Below are 18,200 nucleotides of genomic sequence, written 5' to 3' on the forward strand. Positions count from 1 at the left end.
TTTTGTATAATGGGTCAACGACTTAGTGTAACATGCAAGCTTAAGCCGGTAGGTGTAGGCGTAGCGAAAGCGAGTCTGAATAGGGCGACCATAGTATGTTGCATTAGACCCGAAACCGAGTGATCTAGCCATGAGCAGGTTGAAGGTTGGGTAACACCAACTGGAGGACCGAACCCGCATCTGTTGCAATAGATTGGGATGACTTGTGGCTAGGGGTGAAAGGCCAATCAAACTCGGAGATAGCTGGTTCTCCGCGAAATCTATTTAGGTAGAGCGTCGAGCGAATACCCCCGGGGGTAGAGCACTGGATGGGCTATGGGGACTCACCGTCTTACTGATCCTAACCAAACTGCGAATACCGGGGAGTACTACTCGGCAGACACACGGCGGGTGCTAACGTCCGTCGTGAAGAGGGCAACAACCCTGACCTCCAGCTAAGGTCCCCAAGTCATGGCTAAGTGGGAAAGGATGTGAGGATCCCAAAACAACCAGGATGTTGGCTTAGAAGCAGCCATCATTTAAAGAAAGCGTAACAGCTCACTGGTCTAAATAAGGGTCTTTGCGCCGAAAATGTAACGGGGCTAAAGCCATGCACCGAAGCTGAGGATGTGGATTTATCCACGTGGTAGCGGAGCGTTCCGTAAGTCTGTGAAGGGATACCTGTGAGGGGTCCTGGAGATATCGGAAGTGCGAATGTTGACATGAGTAACGATAAAGGGGGTGAGAGACCCCCTCGCCGAAAGACCAAGGGTTCCTGCTTAAAGTTAATCTGAGCAGGGTTAGCCGGCCCCTAAGACGAGGCGGAAACGCGTAGTCGATGGGAATCACGTTAATATTCGTGGGCCTGGTGGTAGTGACGGATTGCGACTGTTGTACTGACTTATTGGATTGTCAGTGCTGCTTAGCGGTTCCAGGAAATAGCTCCACCGTATAGACCGTACCCGAAACCGACACAGGTGGTCAGGTAGAGTATACCAAGGCGCTTGAGAGAACTGCGTTGAAGGAACTCGGCAAATTGCACGCGTAACTTCGGAAGAAGCGTGACCCTTATTTACGCAAGTAGATGAGGGTGGCACAGACCAGGGGGTAGCGACTGTTTATCAAAAACACAGGGCTCTGCGAAGTCGCAAGACGACGTATAGGGTCTGACGCCTGCCCGGTGCTGGAAGGTTAAGAGGAGGGGTGCAAGCTCTGAATCGAAGCCCCAGTAAACGGCGGCCGTAACTATAACGGTCCTAAGGTAGCGAAATTCCTTGTCGGGTAAGTTCCGACCTGCACGAATGGCGTAACGACTTCCCCGCTGTCTCCAACGCAGACTCAGTGAAATTGAATTCCCCGTGAAGATGCGGGGTTCCTGCGGTCAGACGGAAAGACCCCGTGCACCTTTACTATAGCTTTACACTGGCATTCGCCAAGGCATGTGTAGGATAGGTGGTAGGCTTTGAAGCAGGGACGCCAGTTCTTGTGGAGCCATCCTTGAAATACCACCCTTATCTTCGTGGATGTCTAACCGCGGTCCGTCATCCGGATCCGGGACAGTGTATGGTGGGTAGTTTGACTGGGGCGGTCGCCTCCTAAAGAGTAACGGAGGCGCGCGATGGTGGGCTCAGACCGGTCGGAAATCGGTCGTCGAGTGCAATGGCATAAGCCCGCCTGACTGCGAGACTGACAAGTCGAGCAGAGACGAAAGTCGGTCATAGTGATCCGGTGGTCCCGCGTGGAAGGGCCATCGCTCAACGGATAAAAGGTACGCCGGGGATAACAGGCTGATGACCCCCAAGAGTCCATATCGACGGGGTTGTTTGGCACCTCGATGTCGGCTCATCGCATCCTGGGGCTGGAGCAGGTCCCAAGGGTTTGGCTGTTCGCCAATTAAAGCGGTACGTGAGCTGGGTTCAGAACGTCGTGAGACAGTTCGGTCCCTATCTGCCGTGGGTGTAGGAATATTGACAGGATCTGTCCCTAGTACGAGAGGACCGGGATGGACATATCTCTGGTGGACCTGTTGTCGCGCCAGCGGCATAGCAGGGTAGCTATATATGGAAGGGATAACCGCTGAAGGCATCTAAGCGGGAAACCCACCTGAAAACGAGTGTTCCCTATCAGAGCCGTGGAAGACGACCACGTTGATAGGCCGGGTGTGGACGTGCAGCAATGCATGAAGCTTACCGGTACTAATAGCTCGATCGGCTTGATCGTTCTCATTGATCAATGATCATCGACAAAAGATGATCATCTTGTCCTGACGCTGTCGCGGCTTTCGCCGCTACGCTCCGGACGGGCCGCGCCACAAGGCGCGACGGCCGTTCGGCCTTGCGAAGCTTCGCTTCGGCAAGTGCCAGACGGACAGGCCCAAACGCGATCAAAAATCCAGCTTCTCATGTTTTGCCCTTTGCCGACCTGGTGGTTATGGCGGGGCGGCCGCACCCGTTCCCATTCCGAACACGGCCGTGAAACGCCCCAGCGCCAATGGTACTTCGTCTCAAGACGCGGGAGAGTAGGTCGCTGCCAGGTCTGCAAAAGGCAAAACAAATCTTCTCATTCACAAACCCAAGGGCCTCATGCCCAAGACGAGGCCGCATCCAAAGCGGCCTTTTGCTTTTGAGGCAGACCGCACAGGTCCCAGAAATAACGAGGGGTGGAGCAGCCCCGTCCAACCGCAGGCCCAAAGGGCCGAGGACGGACAAACGAAACAACCGGGCATGCCAATCCCGGTTCATGTGGCAAAGATCCACAGTCGGCTCATCAATAACGCGGGGTGGAGCAGCCCGGTAGCTCGTCAGGCTCATAACCTGAAGGCCGCAGGTTCAAATCCTGCCCCCGCAACCAATAAAAAACCCGCCCCAAAGGCGGGTTTTTTATTGTCAACGCGTCGAGAATTTACGGATGCCAGGATACGTGGTTCCTTCTGGAACTGCCGGTCCGTCGTGAACGCATCCATTGGCTTGTCAGCTTCTGCGTGTCAGCGATAGACAGGGTGCTGATCCTTATCGAGCGGGTTAGAGTTTGGTACGATCCGACTTCGGATCGTACATCGGACGAATGGAGGCATCGGCGACGTAGCGCTTGCCGGCGATCTCGATCTCGTAGACCGATGCGAGAACCTGCTCCTCGGTTTCTCCCTTGCAAGGCACGTAGCCCATGCCGATGGCACCACCCAGGAAGTGACCGTAATTGCCGGAGGTGATGATCGAGACAATCTGTCCGTCGCGCACCAGAGCTTCGTTGTGGAACAACAGCGGTTCGGGATCGCGAAGCTTGAACTGAAGCAGGCGACGTTTGAGACCCTCCTCCTTCTTCCTGACAACGGCATCGCGGCCGATGAAATCGCCCTTGGAAGGCTTGACGGCAAATCCAAGGCCGGCCTCCAGGACATGATCCTCGTCGGTGATGTCGTGACCGAAGTGACGGAAGCCCTTCTCGATGCGGCACGAGTCGAGCGCATGGAGACCGCAGAGCTTCATCCCGAATTCCTTGCCTGCCTCCTCGAGCGCTTCGAACACGTGGGCCGTCTGGTCGCTCGAGACATAGAGTTCCCAGCCCAGTTCGCCGACGTAGCTCACGCGATGCGCCCGGGCGAGACCCATTCCGATCTCGATCTCCTGTGCCGTCCCGAACGGAAATGCCTCGTTCGAGAAATCGTTCGGGCTGACGCGCTGGATCAGCTCGCGCGACTTCGGACCCATCAGGACCAGCACCGACTCCGCGGCAGTGACGTCGGTGATGACCGCGAACTCCTCCGAGCCGAGATGCTTGCGCATCCACGCGAGATCCCTCTGAAGGGTCGCGCCGGGAACGACGGCGAAGAATGCGGTCTCCGACAATCGGGTGATGGTCAGATCGCTCTCGATGCCACCATGGCTGTTGAGCATCTGGGTATAGACGATACGGCCCGGCGCGACATCCATCTGGTTTGCGCAAATCCGTTGGAGGAAGGCGAGCGCATCGCGACCCTCGATCCGGATCTTGCCAAACGAGGTCATATCGAAGAGCCCGACCCCGTTTCGAACGGCAAGGTGCTCTTCCCTCTGGTTCTCGAACCAGTTCTGACGCTTCCAGCTATATCTGTATTCGCGTTCCTGCCCTTCCCTGGCAAACCAGTTGGCGCGCTCCCAACCCGCGACCTCTCCGAAGACCGCCCCCCTTGCCTTGAGATGCTCGTGCAGCGGCGAACGACGGATGCCGCGCGATGTGGCCATCTGGCGGTATGGGAAGTGGTCGTCATAAAGAAGGCCGAGGGTCTCCGTCACTCGTTCCTTCAGATAGCTGCGGTTCTTCTGGAATGGTTGGGCACGCCGGATGTCCACTTCCCAAAGGTCGAACGGCGGCTCGCCATCGTTCATCCACTGGGCAAGCGCAAAACCTGCGCCGCCGGAGGAGGAGATGCCGATGGAGTTGTAGCCGGCGGCAACCCAGTACCCTTTCAACTCCGGCGCCTCGCCGAGATAATAGCGGTCATCCGGCGTGAAGCTCTCCGGCCCGTTGAAGAACGTGTGGATCCCGGCGGTCTCGAGCATCGGCATGCGGTTTACCGCCTGGGCAAGGATCGGCTCGAAGTGATCGAAGTCTTCCGGAAGCTGGTCGAAGCAGAAGTCCTCCCGGATGCCATCCATGCCCCACGGCTTTGCGACCGGCTCGAATGCACCGAGCAGCATCTTGCCGGCATCTTCCTTATAGTATGCGCATTCGTCTGGCACCCGAAGGACAGGCAGGCGCGAGAGGTTCTCGATCGCCTCGGTAACGATGTAGAAGTGCTCGCAGGCATGCAGAGGCAGGGTCACGCCGGACCGGGCCGCGAGGTCGCGTCCCCACATGCCGCCGCAGTTGACGACCATGTCGGCGGCGATCGTACCATCATCCGTGCCTTTCGACCAGGACACGCCCGTCACACGCCCATCCTTGCTATGGACGGCCGTCACCTTGACGTTCTCGACAATCTGGGCACCGAGCTGCCGTGCGCCCTTGGCCAGCGCCATGGCGATGTTCGCAGGATCGCACTGACCGTCGAGCGGCAGGTGGACGGCACCGACGACATCCGAAATGTTGAGATGGGGGTAGAGGTTCTTGACTTCCTGGGGCGAAATTTCGGTGACATCGACATCGAATGCCCGTGCGAGCGTCGCCTGGCGGTAAATCTCCTCTTTGCGTTCTTCCGTTAGTGCCACGGTTATGGAGCCGTTCTGGCGCATGCCGGTGGCGATGCCCGTCTCGGCCTCGAGCTTGACGTAGAGATCGGCCGAGTACTTGGCCAACCGGGTCATGTTCTGCGAGGCGCGGAGCTGGCCAATAAGGCCGGCGGCATGCCAGGTGGTGCCGGATGTAAGCTGCTTGCGCTCGAGAAGCACGATGTCCTTCCAGCCCAACTTGGCCAGGTGATAAGCGACCGAGCAGCCCGAAATGCCGCCTCCGATGATGACGACGCGTGCGTGGGATGGAATGTTGCTCATGTGCGAATTCTCTCGTTCTGCGGATCCCAAAGTGGCTCGTCAGCGTGGACCGTTGCGGCATGACGTTGGCCGTAAATTTCGATTTCCAGTTTCGTGCCCGGTTCGTGCAAATCGGCTCGGAGCATGCCGAGAGCGATCGACTTGTTTGTCCTGTAACCATACCCGCCGGAGGTCGTCTCGCCGACGATGGTATCGCCATGCCAGATCGTGGACATGTATGGCGCGTCGAACTCACCGGCCTCGACCGTCAGGGTGACGAAGCGCTTCTTGACACCGGCCTGCTTCTCGAGGGCGAGTGCGGCCTTTCCGATGAAGTCTTCCTTGTCGAACTTGATGAAGCGGTCCAGGCCACCCTGAAGGACCGTGTAGTCGGTGGAGAGGTCGCCCTTCCACGTGCGATAACCCTTTTCCAATCGCAGGGAATCCAGCGCGAACATCCCAAATGGCCGAAGTCCGAAGGCCTTCCCTGCCTCCGTCACGGCGTCATAGATCGAGGCCGTGTCCTCGACCCGGCTGTGCAGTTCCCAACCGAGTTCGCCAGCGAAGGATACGCGGACGATGCGGCATGGCTTGCCATTGATCTCGATTGTCTGATGCGTGAGCCAGCCTCTTGCAAGATCGGACGCTGGCGCGGCGGCTGCCAGAATGTCCCGGGACCTGGGGCCCGTGAGGATCTGGCAAGAATATTGGTCGGTGACATCAATGATCGAGATGTCGCCGTTGGCAGGCAGGTGCTTTGTCAGCCAGTCCCGGTCGTGCCACTGCGCGGCCGCCGCGGTGATCAGCAGGAATTCGTCCTCATCTACGGCCATCACGGACATTTCAGTGACGATACGGCCTTTTTCGTCGGCGAAGTATGCGAGACCTATGCGGCCTGTCTTCGGGACGAGACCGGTGGTCAAACCCAGAAGCCACTGGCGTGCGCCCCGACCGCTGACCCTGAAGCGGGAGAAACCCGGAAGATCAAGGATGCCGGCATGGTCACGGACGGCCAGGCACTCTTCCCGGACGCGCTTCTCCCAGGGGCCATCGCGCCTGAACGTTTCCGTGGAATGCTCGGATGTATCGTCTCCCGGCTGGGCATACCAGTTGGCACGCTCCCATCCGTTGAAGGGTCCGAACTGACCGCCGAGCGCCTGAATGCGGTCATGGATCGGCGAAAGCTTCCGGTCGCGGGCTGCGGGCCACATGTGCTTCGGGAAATGGATGGCGTATTCGTTGCCGTAGATCTCCATCGCCTTGTCGACGCAATATTGTGGATCCGTATAGTCCGTGAAGCGACGAGGATCGCAGGACCACATGTCCCATTCGGTCTGTCCTTCGATGATCCATTCCGCCAGCACCTTGCCGGCACCTCCGCCCTGGGCAATCCCAAAGGTGAATACGCAGGCCTCGAACGCATTCGGCACGCCAGGCATCGGTCCGATGAGCGGATTGCCGTCGGGAGCGTAGGGGATGGGGCCATTGATGACCTTTGACAGGCCGGCGGTTCCCAGGATCGGGACCCGCTCGACTGCATCGTTCAAATACCATTCCAGACGGTCGAGATCATCAGGATAGAGCTGGAAGGAAAAGTCTGCAGGCATTGGATCTTCCGCCGTGTTCCAGTGGACGCGGCAGTTGCGCTCGTAGGGCCCGAGGTTCATCCCGTTCTTTTCCTGGCGCAGATAGTAGGAGCTGTCGACGTCGCGCAGAAGTGGCAGCTTGCGGCCGTTCTCGCGGGACCACGCGGCAAGCTCTGGAATTTCGTCGAACAGGATGTACTGGTGGCTCATGACGGCCATCGGCACCTCGCGGCGGAACATCCGGCCCACCTCCTGCGCGCGATAGCCGGCGGCATTGACGACGAACTCGCAGCGGATCTCGCCCTTCTCGGTGACAACTACCCATTCGTCATTCTCGCGGCGAGCCGAGGTGACCGGGCAGAACCGAAAGATCTTCGCCCCCATGTCGCGGGCACCCTTGGCCAGAGCCTGCGTCAACTGAGCAGGATCAATATCGCCGTCGTTCGGATCATAGAGTGCACCTTTCAGGTCATGCATCTCGAGGAATGGATAGCGCGACTTGATCTCGTCGACCCCCAGCACCTCGATGTCCATGCCCTGATAGCGGCCCATTCCCTTGACCCGCTGGAACTCCTGCATGCGTTCGTCGGTATGGGCCAGGCGCAGCGAGCCGGTCACATGGTAGTTCATCGGGTAGTCGACCTCGGCACCCAGGCGCTTGTAAAGCTCCGTGGAATATCGCTGCATGTTCATCAGCGACCACGACGACGAGAACGTCGGGACGTTGCCGGCCGCGTGCCAGGTCGAGCCGGAGGTCAGTTCGTTCTTCTCGAGCAGCACGCAGTCGGTCCAGCCGGCTTTGGCAAGATGATAAAGGCCAGAGACGCCGACGACACCACCACCGATGATGACGACACGGGCTCTTGATGGAAGTTCGGACATTGCAGTCTCCTGGAATTGCTGGAGCGAAGCCGCTCCCGTCACCAAACTATCGTGTTGGAGGGACGTCTCGAACTCTGGCCGTACGTCGAACAGATCGGCGAAGAGCCGAGTGCGCGACCACCGGAGATGATGATTTTCGCTGATGACAGTTCAGGGCGGCACGCACCGCCGGTCCGACGCGAAAAGCGTGCTGCGGTTTAATCAGAGGGCACACGTGATTGACGTAGGAACCACCCAAAGCGGCGTCCCGTTCAAGATGTCTCATTTTCCCACTCCGGTATCGGGCCCGCTTTTTTCCCTGAAATGGGGACAGTGCCGTCGTCCGTAAAATTTGGACGCTTCAATTCATTTCACATCAAAAAATATTTTACAAGTGTGAAAAAATGACATCGATTTTTCACAAATAAATATTCAACGTCGTATTCGAAATAAAAAACGCTTGAAAAACCGCGATGGAAATTTCATGGAAGGTTTTGACTCGAACATCAGGCAGTGTCTGTATCTGCACCCAGAATGCACATATTTCTGATTTTCTGCTGAGGAATGCCCATGCCACGTAGAAACTTACCTGCGGTCGAAAAGCTCAATACGGAGGACATTGTCCGCGAGGCAGAGATCGGCGGACAGATCAGGGAACTTAGAAAGGTCAAGGGCTTCACACTACAGCAGGTGGCCGACGCGGCTGAGATCTCCGTAGGTTATCTCAGCCAGATCGAGCGCAACCAGACAAAGCTGCCGATCGGTGTCCTCAAGAAGATCAGCGGCACTCTCGGCGTTCACATGAACTGGTTCTTTCATGCGGACGACGTCCCGAGCATGGAGCGCGATATCGTCGTCCGTGCCCATAACAGACGGCGGTTTGTGTTTACCGGGATAGGCATTGAGGAAGAGCTTCTGTCGCCGAACCTTGGCGGCCCTCTCGAACTCCTGATGAGCACCATCGAGCCCGGCTCCGACAGTGGCGATTATAGCCATGACGGCGTCGAAGCGGGACTGGTGATCTCGGGGCGTCTGGATCTGTGGGTATCGGGCGTGTTTTTCCAGCTCGAAGAGGGAGACAGTTTTTCCTTCAAGAGCACCGAAACGCATCGTTGCGCCAACAGCGGCGACAAGCCGACGAAGGTGGTGTGGGTCATTACGCCTCCGCACTACTGATAAACAATAGGACTGCTTCGATTCAGGGTTCGATCGGTCCGACTTCACCTTTGGGCACTTCTGTTCACTCTGCTTCGCGGGACGATGGTGCAAGGGGAACGGCCACGCGCTCCCCTCCAGAAAACTGTGAAGACGACCGGATTGTCACCGGCTCAGGCGGATTCGCGCGTTAACATGGAAAGGGCAAAATCTTTGCTGGCCAACTCCAAAATGCCGATGATCGAAAACGCCTCTGGTTTCACCAGAACCTTCAAGCCCGTCTTTGGGACAATGCCGTCGGCGATCGGGGTGATGCACTAGATGCGGCGCGTGGGTAGAATCAAGGAGCTTTGGCGCTATCCGGTGAGTTCCGTGACTGGTGAGCGGCTGGACGAGGTCTCCGTATCGCCGGCCGGGATGGAAGGCGACAGGCGCTACGCTCTTGTCGATGCCGAGACGGGCATCGTCGCTCACCCCGAACGCGACAAGCGCTGGCAAAAGGCGGTGTTCGTGAAATCGCGCACCGCGCAAACGGGAGGGATCGAGGTTCAGGTTCCCGGTCACGAATGGCTTGGCATCGAGGCGCCTAACCTTACCGCAGCCTTGACCGTGTTCTTCGAATTCGCTGTCGAGTTAAGGCCCTACGAGCGTTCGGCCGCTACCGGAGAAGCAACCTCCTTTGCCGTCGATCGCTACGATGTTTCGCCGCTGCATCTCCTGACCAGCGCATCCGTCGAACACCTGAAATCCCTTCACCCGGCAGGTAACCCCGACCGGCGCCGCTTTCGACCCAACATCTTCATGGACGCAGAGAGCGACGTCACCGGCTTTGCCGAACTTGGCTGGATCGACAGGCTCATCCGCCTTGGATTCGTGGATGGAACGGTGATCGCCCCGACCAAACGCTGCGGCTTCACCATCCTCGCACAGGAGGGGCTGGAAAATGACCCCGAGATTCTGCGCAATGTGATGAAGTTTGGCGCACGCAACATGGGCGTCTACTGCGCGCCTGGCGCCACCGGCGTGCTGAAGGTCGGGGATGTGGTGTGCCTTCTTTGATGGATGGGGACATTCCGCTCGATAGGCGCTCGACTGGCTGCCGCTCCATCCTTTCTCTGCAATTCTGAAGCACCAGCTCTCCAACATGCTCACGAAGCTATCACTACGGATTGCGAGCGCGCACGTTCGCCATTTTCGACCTGATCCGCGACTGCCGTCCAGAGATGATAGAGAGAGCTTGCGGGGATAGTCTGAGCGATCGAGCAGTCATTCAGATCCAGGCGATCGTGCCAGCAACCTTGAGGTACGCCTGTCATGTAGAGGCCAATGATTTCGGAGGCCAATGCGTCGGCATCGACCCGATATCGGATAACCCCAAGGCGTTCATGCAGCGTGACCATGGCCTTCAGCATTTCCACCTGGGGCCAGAGGCGTCTCGACGGACTGGCCGGCGTTCTGGAAACAGAGTCGACCAGGAAGGACGAGCCCTCCGTGCGCCCGATGGCAAGGGCGGTTGAAAACAGATCCAGACAGATCCGGGTATGGTTGCTGTCGGCGAGAACATCGTGCCGGGCAGTCAACCAGACCCATTCGCACATGTGGCCAGGTTCAAGTCTGTCTGATCCATAGCGTTCGGCGATTTCCCAGCGAGGTCCAAAGAGCTCGTGCAAGGGTCCCTTCGGTTCCAAGAAAAAATGCGACCGCAGGAGGGCGAACGCCTTGTCTTCCAACCGGAAATGCAAAGGCGTCGGATTGTTTTCGCACAAGGCCAGTGCCGCTTCGAGATAATGCATGTGGGGATTTTGCCGACGCGGCAGGGTGCCGTTGCTGTCTTCAGCCCAGCCGCCGAATTCGTCCGTCAGTGTCCTGTCGATCGCACGAAGCGTCAGGTCGATCTGATGTCGGTACATGGCGTTTCCCGTGGCCGTGAGCAGCCAGGAAAGGGCGAGCACGACACAGGCATTGTCGTAAAGATCGCGAGTGGGGTCGATCAGGATTTCGCTGTGGCGATCGAAGGCTCTTCCATAGCCGCCGCGCTTGCCGTCCACCCAGGCGACACGATGGAGGTTGGCGAAGGCTCTCTCTGCCATGGCGAGTGATCCGGATGGGGCGACGCCGAGATGGGCCGCATGAGCGTACACATAAATCTGACGCGCCACCGTGCGGGTCCGCACCTCGCCCGACCTTTGGGGTGATCCGTCGAGCTCCAGATGCTCGACGAACTGCCCGCAGGTTTCCTCGAAGCCCGATTTGCTCCAGCTTGGGAGTACTTCCCCTAGGAAGAGGGCTTTCAAACGCTGGAGGCTCATGGCCCTATGCCGCTGGAGCGGGAGTGTTCGCCCGCCGCGCCCGCAAAAAGCGGGCCCGGCGGGTGCATGGTTTCCAGAAGCCGGCGGATCTCGATCGTTGTGAAATTGGAATAGGTGTCCGAGACCGCATAAGGCAAGGCGATCAGATCGCCGTGCCTCATGGCTCCGCAGGAATAGACGACATTGGGCACATAGCCCTCTCGCTCCGTCGGCTCCGGCTGCAGCAACGGCTCGACCGTACGCGACAGGATGATGCTGGGGTCTTCTTTGTCGAGGAGGGTCACGCCAATCGCGTAGCGACGCATCGGGCCTACGCCGTGCGTGAACATGAGCCATCCCTCATCGATTTCGACGGGAGACCCACAATTGCCTATCTGGACGAACTGCCAGGCAAATTCCGGCTTCATCAGGAGGCGACCCTCGTCCCAATGGTGAAGGTCGTCGGAATAGAGCAGGTAGAGGTTTTCGCTGTCCTGCCGGGCAATCATCGCGTAGCGGCCGTTGATGCGCCGAGGGAAGAGCGCCATGCCCTTGTTGCGGGCGGCGGGTCCGCGCAACGGAGTCAGGGTGAAATTCAGGAAGTCCTTCGTTTCCAGAAGCTCCGAGCGGATCGAAGAACCGCTATAGGCGGTGTAGGTCGCCAGATAGCTCGTCTTGCCTGCGTCCTCGAAGGCCACGAAACGGGCATCCTCGATGCCGTTCGACTGGGCCTCTGTCGCGGGAAAGATCACGCGCTCGCTGAGGTCGCTATCACTCTTAAAGCTCAGCCGGATACAGCCGGCAGGCGCAAGGCCGTCACTGGCATGGATGTCCGGCAGTCCAGCCAATTGCGTCGGCGCATCGATGGTGACGGCCCCGTGTGGATCGATCACTCCGCAACGGAAGGTGAGGGAGGAGATGTGCCCCTCTCCCACGGCCCTCAGACTGATGATCAGCCGGCGGCTTCCATCTTGCATCCCGGACTGATCGGGATGCGGCACGATGCTCGGATTGAAAAGGGCGGCGGCTTCGAACGAATATTCATTCAGGAAATAGGCCCCAACCAGTTGCCGTTGTTGCTGGCTGAACTGCGGGTGGTGCAGAAGGGCATCCTCCATCGCGTCCGCCCTCAGCTCGAACTGTCTGAGCAGGTTGCGATGCCGGCCATCAAAGTTGGCGAGGATTTCGCGCAACTGATTGGCAGTGGAGACGGCGTCGAGGGACAGCACGCGATCGACAATTTCATTGGCCCTGGTCTTGTCGCGCGGAGCGAGATCCCGCGGTTCGGTCGACGGCTTGAAGGGACGAACGATGACGCGGGTCGGATCAGGCTTCAAATAGTGCGCCTGCCGATTGAGGAGGCTGGACTGGGGCAAGGTTGATCCTTCGACATTCTTGGTCCGGGTGGGACGGCTCATGACAATTGCCTGGCGCCGAGCCTTGGACGAGCGGGGCGTAGCATCTGGTTTGCGCGACCGAGCTCAACGCAGGAGATCAGGTAACAGAGTACCGATTCCGCTCCCCTGTTTTCGTTGGGGCGATCCACATGCAGGCCGTCGCGGCAACTGCCCGTCTCCGGGTCGACGAGCGAGATGCCGTGGTCGTTGCTGCCCGTGAACCAATCGAAGGTCCTGTTTGCAGTCTCGATCCAGCTCTTGTCCGAAGTCGCTTCATACGCCGCAAGGCAGGCTGAAATCGTTGCCGTCGCCTCGACCGGCTGTTGGTCGAACGGCATGGGCGGGCGTCCGACCTCGAAGAAGCCATCGGTCCCAATGGGGCGGAACTGGCCCTCATCCCCGCTCTGCCGGATCATCAACCATTGCAGAGTGGCAATGCCAGTGTCGACAAAAGCCGGAACGCTGGTTGCCAGGCCCGTCACGATCAAGGCCTGGCTCAGGCGGGCATTCTCATAAGACAGTCCCTCCTCGAACCAGCGGCGCCCCCCCTTGGAAACTTGACGTTCCAGGTCCATCAAATGTTCGGCATGCCGAATGCGCAGCGCAAGGGCTTGAGGGTCTTCCGGGTTGGCCGTGCAATAATCATTGAGGCCGAGAAGCGTGAAGGCCAAAGCGCGCGGCGAACGAAATGCGAGCGTGACGGGCATCGCCTTGGCGAAGAGTGCGCTCGCCCAGCGACGGCGGGGCGCATCCGCGTCGGACAGGGCGCAGGCCCCAAGCGCCCACAGCGTCCGGCCATGGCTGTCTTCGGAGCCCTCGTCCTCAAGCCAGCGTCGGTCGTAGCTCATGAAGTTGCGAAAGCGGTTGGTGTCCGGGTTCCATGCGTGTTCGACAAAGGCGGCAAAGCAGGCCGTCATCCGATCCGCGATGCCCGTCTCGCCGGCGGCCGAAAGGAGTGAGGATAGAAGCAGGGCTCGCGCATTGTCGTCGACACAGTAGCCATGCGACCTGTCGGGAACGGAGAACACGGCATGCTGGGTGATGCCCGTGTCGTCGCACATCGAATGCAGATGGCCGAGCTTCAAAGCGGTCCGCTGCGGCGAGCGGTCGATCGGCAAAGTGATGAGATTGCCGATGAGCTTGGTTCGATAAGCGTCGCGGGCCTTGGCCATGCTGTCGAGATAGAGCAATGCGATATGCGACCAGATCATCGAGCGGCCCGCATCATAAGCCCCCTTGCGCATGGTCATTCTGGCGGCGTCATCACCGAGCAGGAACGCAATTGCATTGCCTGTTGCCGGCGCATCGTCAAATGGAACCAGCAGGCCACGTCCGTCCGCAAGGAGATCGCAGGCATGCCAATAGGGTGTCGAAACCACCGCGCTCCCCATGCCGAAACTATAGGAAAGCGTACCCGAGGTCATCTGCGCCTCGTCCAGATAGGGCGTCACGTAAACATCGCACATGGCAATGAAGTCGAGAAGCGTGGGCAGGTCGACGAAGTGATTGAGAAATTGCACAGCCTGATCGACGCCCAGTCGCTCGGTGCGCTGGCGCAGCCCGTCGCGATAGGCTTCACCTTGCTGGCGCAGCAGCGTTGGATGGGTGGCGCCGAGGACGATGTACAAGGCCTCGGGGTTGTCCTTCAAGATCGCCGGCATGGCGTCGATGACCACCTCGATGCCCTTGTTGGGAGAAAGGAGCCCAAAGGTCAGGATAAGGGGACGCCCGGCGTAGCCACGGTCCAGCTTGGCCATGTCCGGATCGTGAAACGGGCGGTCGGGTATGCCATGGGCGATGACGTCGATCTTGCGCGCCGCCACGCCATAGATTTCCGTGAGCAGGGTACGGCCCTTCTCTGCCATGACAACGACACGACTGGAGTGCGCCGCGATCTTCTGCAGCACGTGGAGTTGAGACGGGCTCGGCTCGGCAAGGATGGTGTGGCAGGTGGTGACGACCGGAACTCGCAGGTTCTTCAAAAGCATGAGAATGAAGTCACCATCGGGACCTCCGAAGATGCCGAATTCGTGCTGTAGCGACACCACATCGAACCGCCCTTCGTTCAAGACCCGCGCGGCGGTCACGTAATCTTCGACTTCATCCTCCCGTATCTCGAAGATCACGTCTTCCGGATAGGCGTAGGATTGCTTGGCATCCGTCACGGCGACGATGCTCGCGCGGACGGATTGCGACGCATCAGCCATGGCGTGGGAGAGATCGCCGGTGAACGTCGCGATGCCACATTGGCGAGGAAGAGAATTGCCGATGAAGGCGATACGGGTTGGCTTTGTCATCTGCGTTCCCTTCAGAACATGGTGTCGAACTCTCGTCTAAAGTCGTAGGCTGAGTTATGCGTGGCGATCGATTTGCGAACGTCAGGCGGCAGCATCGCCGCGACGTGGGCTGCCGCCTTCATCCTCCCATCGCAACAGAGCTTCGGCTTCGCCGAGATCAACCTGCTTCCAGATGCCTGATTGTGGATCGCACAGGGCCACCCCGGTCCGCAGGCGATCAGCCATGACCGCCCCTTCTTCGAATTTCACCGAACGCCTGATCGCCGTCATCATGTCTGCGACTGGAGGGACGACCCGAAGGCACTGAGATCGAGTTCTATTGTGTCTCGTCGGCGGGACTGGAAGGCTGCACGAGCCGTCTTCAGGATGCGCTCGCGCGCCCGATCGAATGCCATGAGATAGTCGCGTTCCTTCGGGCGTTCGGGCGTGCCCGGGCGATCAAACACGGCGACAGGCAAGAGAAACAGCACCTGGTTCAGACCGTCATGCCCGATGAAGCGAATGACGCCGCGCGTCTCGTCGTAGGTCCGGGTTGAGTTGGGGAAGGCGAGGGTCACAGGCTCGTGGCCTGAACGCCGGCCTTGCGCCGCGCGCTGACGGCCTCATCGGCCCACAGGGTGACGGCGCCAATCAGATCGCCGGAGCTCCGGAGACCTCTTTGGTAAAGTTTCAGAGCATGGCGCGCTGCACCGCGGTCCAGCTCGCACAATGGTTCCTCATGGCGGAACCCAGCGCGCCGAAGCACGGTCCTGATGATGCTGATGTCGTAGCTGCTGATTGGCTGATTAAGGTCGGAAGACATACCGTCCTCCTTGATTGGGGCCAGGGTGAGTGCCGCCCAGAAAATGGCAGTGCCCGTTCAATGGCTGCCACTGACTAGCATATGGGACCCTGTACCAAGAATTGCAATGTCGCTCGAGAAACATCCTTGGGGTGAACCTCAGGGCTGCGGCTTCAGATGCGACTCCAGGATTCTGTCCGGCAGCATTGGAGAAAGAGGTTGACGCTTAGCGGAGCGACCAAGCTCGAACCGCACTCTCTGGAAAACGGCAGCACCTCAATCGTTTTGAAATTGTCGTTTTCAACGAGAAGGCTTGTGAGCAAGGCTTACGGGACCAAAACTTCAAATGACCTTTGGCATTCTGACGCAGGCGGAGGCTTGCCATGGTGCAATGTCGATTGTCGAACTGCGCAATGTCGCCGGCACAGAGGCAGCAATCGCTGCTCTGTCCGCCTTTCGGCCAGGGCGATGGCAACTTCGATGACCACCGTGAAGGTGCCCCGTTGTCAATGAAAGTCGTAGCACCAACCACGGTTTTTCGTTTGGGTCTGGTGATTGCAGGTTAGCCAGTCCCCAGAAGATTGGCTGAATGTTCTGGTCTCGGTGTGATCAGGTCCCCGCAACCAATATTCCCCGCAATACAAACAAAGCCCCTCTCGGGGCTTTGTGTCGCTCTGGACTCCGCTCGGAATCAGTGACGGTTCCGGTGCCGCAGGGTTTTCCTGTCGTGGCGCTCGTACATGGAATAGACGATCGGGATGAACCAGGGGCGGCCGCTGTAGAAGGGAATGGCTTTGGGTGGCGTGTCGATATCGAAGGCGCTGCGGGCCTGGTCCTTGTCGCCAAGGATCTTGAAGGCGGCCTTCTTGCCCAGCCAGCGGGCCCAGACAACGCCCGATCCACAATAGCCGGTGGCATAGACCGTATTGCCCCTGGAAAACATCCGTGGAACCATGTCGCGGTTCATGTCCACGTAGCCGAACCAGCTATGGGTGATCCCCACGCCCCGCAGGTCGGGAAAGAGCCGTGCGAGTTCGGCCTGCAGGTGTACTGTCGGTGCGCTCGGATCGCCTTCCGTCGTGCCGTCCCGTCCGCCGAAGAGGATGCGCGTGCCATCCGGCGACGGCCGGTAGTAGTAGCTGAGCTTGCGCATGTCGCCATACATCATGCGCGCCGGCATAAGACGGTCCATGACTTCGGTTCCGAGCGGCTCGGTGGCGATGATCCGGCTGCGCACGGGCACCAGGCGGCGGCGCAGCCAGGGATCGAATGCATCTGTGTATCCGCCGGTGCAGACGAGAAGCTTCTTCGCAAGGACCTCGCCGCGTTGGGTTCGCACCCTCACACCACCGGCCTCTTCACTCCAGCCGAGCACCGCCGTGTTCTCGTGGATCACGGCATCGGTGGAGGTCGCGATCCGGATCATCCCGGCGAGGAGTTTTGCGGGCTGCAGACCGCCGATGTCCTTCCGGACAAATCCACCGATATAGAGGTCCGTGCCGATATAGCTGCCCAAATCTGCCTTCTCGACGGGAAACGCCTCGATGCCGATCATCCGATGCAGGAAATCCGCATGTCGGCGCAGGTCGTCTGCTTCCCCGGGGGTCATGGCGCCATCGAAAAGGCCCGAGAGGAAGAAGTCGCAATCGATCCTCTCTTCCTCAACGAAATGCCGGAGATCCTCGCGCGCCGCCTTGCCTTCCAGAAGAATGCCGTTGGCGCGCGCTTCTCCGAAGCGCTTGACCAGCGCCTTCCGGCTCGGCCGTATGCTGCCGCTGGCCATGCCGCCATTGCGGCTGGACGCAGCCTTGCCCAGGGGCTGCCGGTCGAAGAGCTGCACGTGCCGGCCGGCCCGGGCTAGCTCGATTGCCGCCGAAAGCCCCGTGTAGCCGCCTCCGACGATGACGACGTCGCAGGTTGCGCCGACCGGCTGCACCGGCAGGGACTGGAAATCGCAATCGTCCCACCAGTAGGGCGTCGATTGAAGCGAAGTGAGAGCGGATGCAGACATTGAAGGCACCTTGTCGATGTTGCGGCGGGTGGCGCGGTGGAAATCAGCTACGCTCCACCCAGATCTTGCGGGTCGTTTCGATGACCTTCCACACACCCTCGAAGCCGGGATGCATGACGAAGGAATCCCCGGCCTTGATGCGGCGCGTCTCGCCGCCGTCTTCCGTCAGTTCGGACACGCCGGACAGGATGTAGCAGAATTCGAAGACCTTGCCCTTGATCGACCGATAGGCACCGGGGGTTGCCTCCCACAAGCCACAGGAGACCTGACCGTCTTCGGTCTGCGCGATATCCCAGGAGAGGAAACGCGGATCGCCTTCGAGAAGTCGTTCGGGCAGCGGTTGGCCCTTGCGCGGCTCGGGAAGCTTGTTCTGGTCGATGAATGTAAGCTTGGACATG

The 18,200-nt window shown here is 59.3% G+C and carries 12 protein-coding genes, 1 tRNA gene and 2 rRNA genes (1 of these 15 only partly in view); 5 read left to right on the forward strand and 10 right to left on the reverse strand.

Annotated elements, in window-relative coordinates:
• From ACU5AY_RS18645 to ACU5AY_RS18655, 3 genes are all read left to right on the forward strand, one after another.
• Positions 1–2,199, forward strand: a 23S ribosomal RNA gene (locus tag ACU5AY_RS18645) (it extends 600 nt beyond the left edge of the window).
• Positions 2,200–2,399: 200 nt separating this feature from the next.
• Positions 2,400–2,514 (forward strand): 5S ribosomal RNA (gene rrf / locus ACU5AY_RS18650).
• 238 nt (positions 2,515–2,752) lie between these two features.
• Positions 2,753–2,829 (forward strand) — tRNA-Met (locus ACU5AY_RS18655).
• A gap of 170 nt (positions 2,830–2,999) precedes the next feature.
• On the opposite strand, the gene ACU5AY_RS18660 is transcribed toward ACU5AY_RS18655, so the two are convergent.
• Positions 3,000–5,447, reverse strand: coding sequence for a GcvT family protein (locus ACU5AY_RS18660; protein WP_446827310.1), 2,448 nt, complete (start codon positions 5,445–5,447; stop codon positions 3,000–3,002).
• Positions 5,444–7,894, reverse strand: coding sequence for a GcvT family protein (locus ACU5AY_RS18665; RefSeq protein WP_446827311.1), 2,451 nt, complete (start codon positions 7,892–7,894; stop codon positions 5,444–5,446). The genes ACU5AY_RS18660 and ACU5AY_RS18665 overlap by 4 nt, the downstream gene beginning before the upstream one ends.
• Before the next feature lie 549 nt (positions 7,895–8,443).
• On the opposite strand from ACU5AY_RS18665, the gene ACU5AY_RS18670 reads away from it, so the two are divergent.
• On the forward strand, positions 8,444–9,049 hold the full coding sequence (locus tag ACU5AY_RS18670) for a helix-turn-helix domain-containing protein (protein WP_446822549.1): 606 nt from the start codon (positions 8,444–8,446) through the stop codon (positions 9,047–9,049).
• A gap of 309 nt (positions 9,050–9,358) precedes the next feature.
• The gene (locus tag ACU5AY_RS18675) at positions 9,359–10,087 is read left to right on the forward strand and encodes an MOSC domain-containing protein (protein ID WP_446827312.1); all 729 of its coding nucleotides are present in this window, start codon (positions 9,359–9,361) and stop codon (positions 10,085–10,087) included.
• Positions 10,088–10,176: 89 nt separating this feature from the next.
• Here ACU5AY_RS18675 and ACU5AY_RS18680 read toward each other — a convergent pair whose 3' ends face one another.
• The 8 genes from ACU5AY_RS18680 to ACU5AY_RS18715 form a co-directional block, all read right to left on the reverse strand.
• Positions 10,177–11,337 (reverse strand): AGE family epimerase/isomerase, encoded by a 1,161-nt coding sequence (locus tag ACU5AY_RS18680; protein WP_446827313.1) that lies wholly within the window; start codon positions 11,335–11,337, stop codon positions 10,177–10,179.
• A complete protein-coding gene (locus tag ACU5AY_RS18685) occupies positions 11,334–12,734 on the reverse strand; it encodes a glycoside hydrolase family 130 protein (RefSeq protein WP_446827314.1) in 1,401 nt (466 codons plus the stop codon). Before ACU5AY_RS18685 ends, ACU5AY_RS18680 begins: the two co-directional genes overlap by 4 nt.
• Positions 12,731–15,010, reverse strand: a complete 2,280-nt coding sequence (locus ACU5AY_RS18690) for a glycosyltransferase family 4 protein (RefSeq protein ID WP_446827315.1) — start codon at positions 15,008–15,010, stop codon at positions 12,731–12,733. Before ACU5AY_RS18690 ends, ACU5AY_RS18685 begins: the two co-directional genes overlap by 4 nt.
• An 81-nt stretch (positions 15,011–15,091) precedes the next feature.
• The gene (locus ACU5AY_RS18695; RefSeq protein ID WP_446827316.1) at positions 15,092–15,283 is read right to left on the reverse strand and encodes a hypothetical protein; all 192 of its coding nucleotides are present in this window, start codon (positions 15,281–15,283) and stop codon (positions 15,092–15,094) included.
• Entirely contained in the window at positions 15,280–15,567 is a 288-nt protein-coding gene (locus ACU5AY_RS18700) for a DUF1488 family protein (RefSeq protein ID WP_446827317.1), read from the reverse strand. The genes ACU5AY_RS18695 and ACU5AY_RS18700 overlap by 4 nt, the downstream gene beginning before the upstream one ends.
• Positions 15,564–15,812, reverse strand: a complete 249-nt coding sequence (locus ACU5AY_RS18705) for a hypothetical protein (RefSeq protein WP_446827318.1) — start codon at positions 15,810–15,812, stop codon at positions 15,564–15,566. The genes ACU5AY_RS18700 and ACU5AY_RS18705 overlap by 4 nt, the downstream gene beginning before the upstream one ends.
• 670 nt (positions 15,813–16,482) lie before the next feature.
• Positions 16,483–17,802 (reverse strand): NAD(P)/FAD-dependent oxidoreductase, encoded by a 1,320-nt coding sequence (locus ACU5AY_RS18710; protein WP_446827319.1) that lies wholly within the window; start codon positions 17,800–17,802, stop codon positions 16,483–16,485.
• 43 nt (positions 17,803–17,845) lie between these two features.
• Complete coding sequence (locus tag ACU5AY_RS18715; protein WP_446822559.1) at positions 17,846–18,199, reverse strand: cupin domain-containing protein; 354 nt, start codon at positions 18,197–18,199, stop codon at positions 17,846–17,848.
• Between the last annotated feature and the right edge of the window lies 1 nt (position 18,200).

The sequence above is a fragment of the Rhizobium sp. PAMB 3174 genome (genome assembly GCF_052908375.1).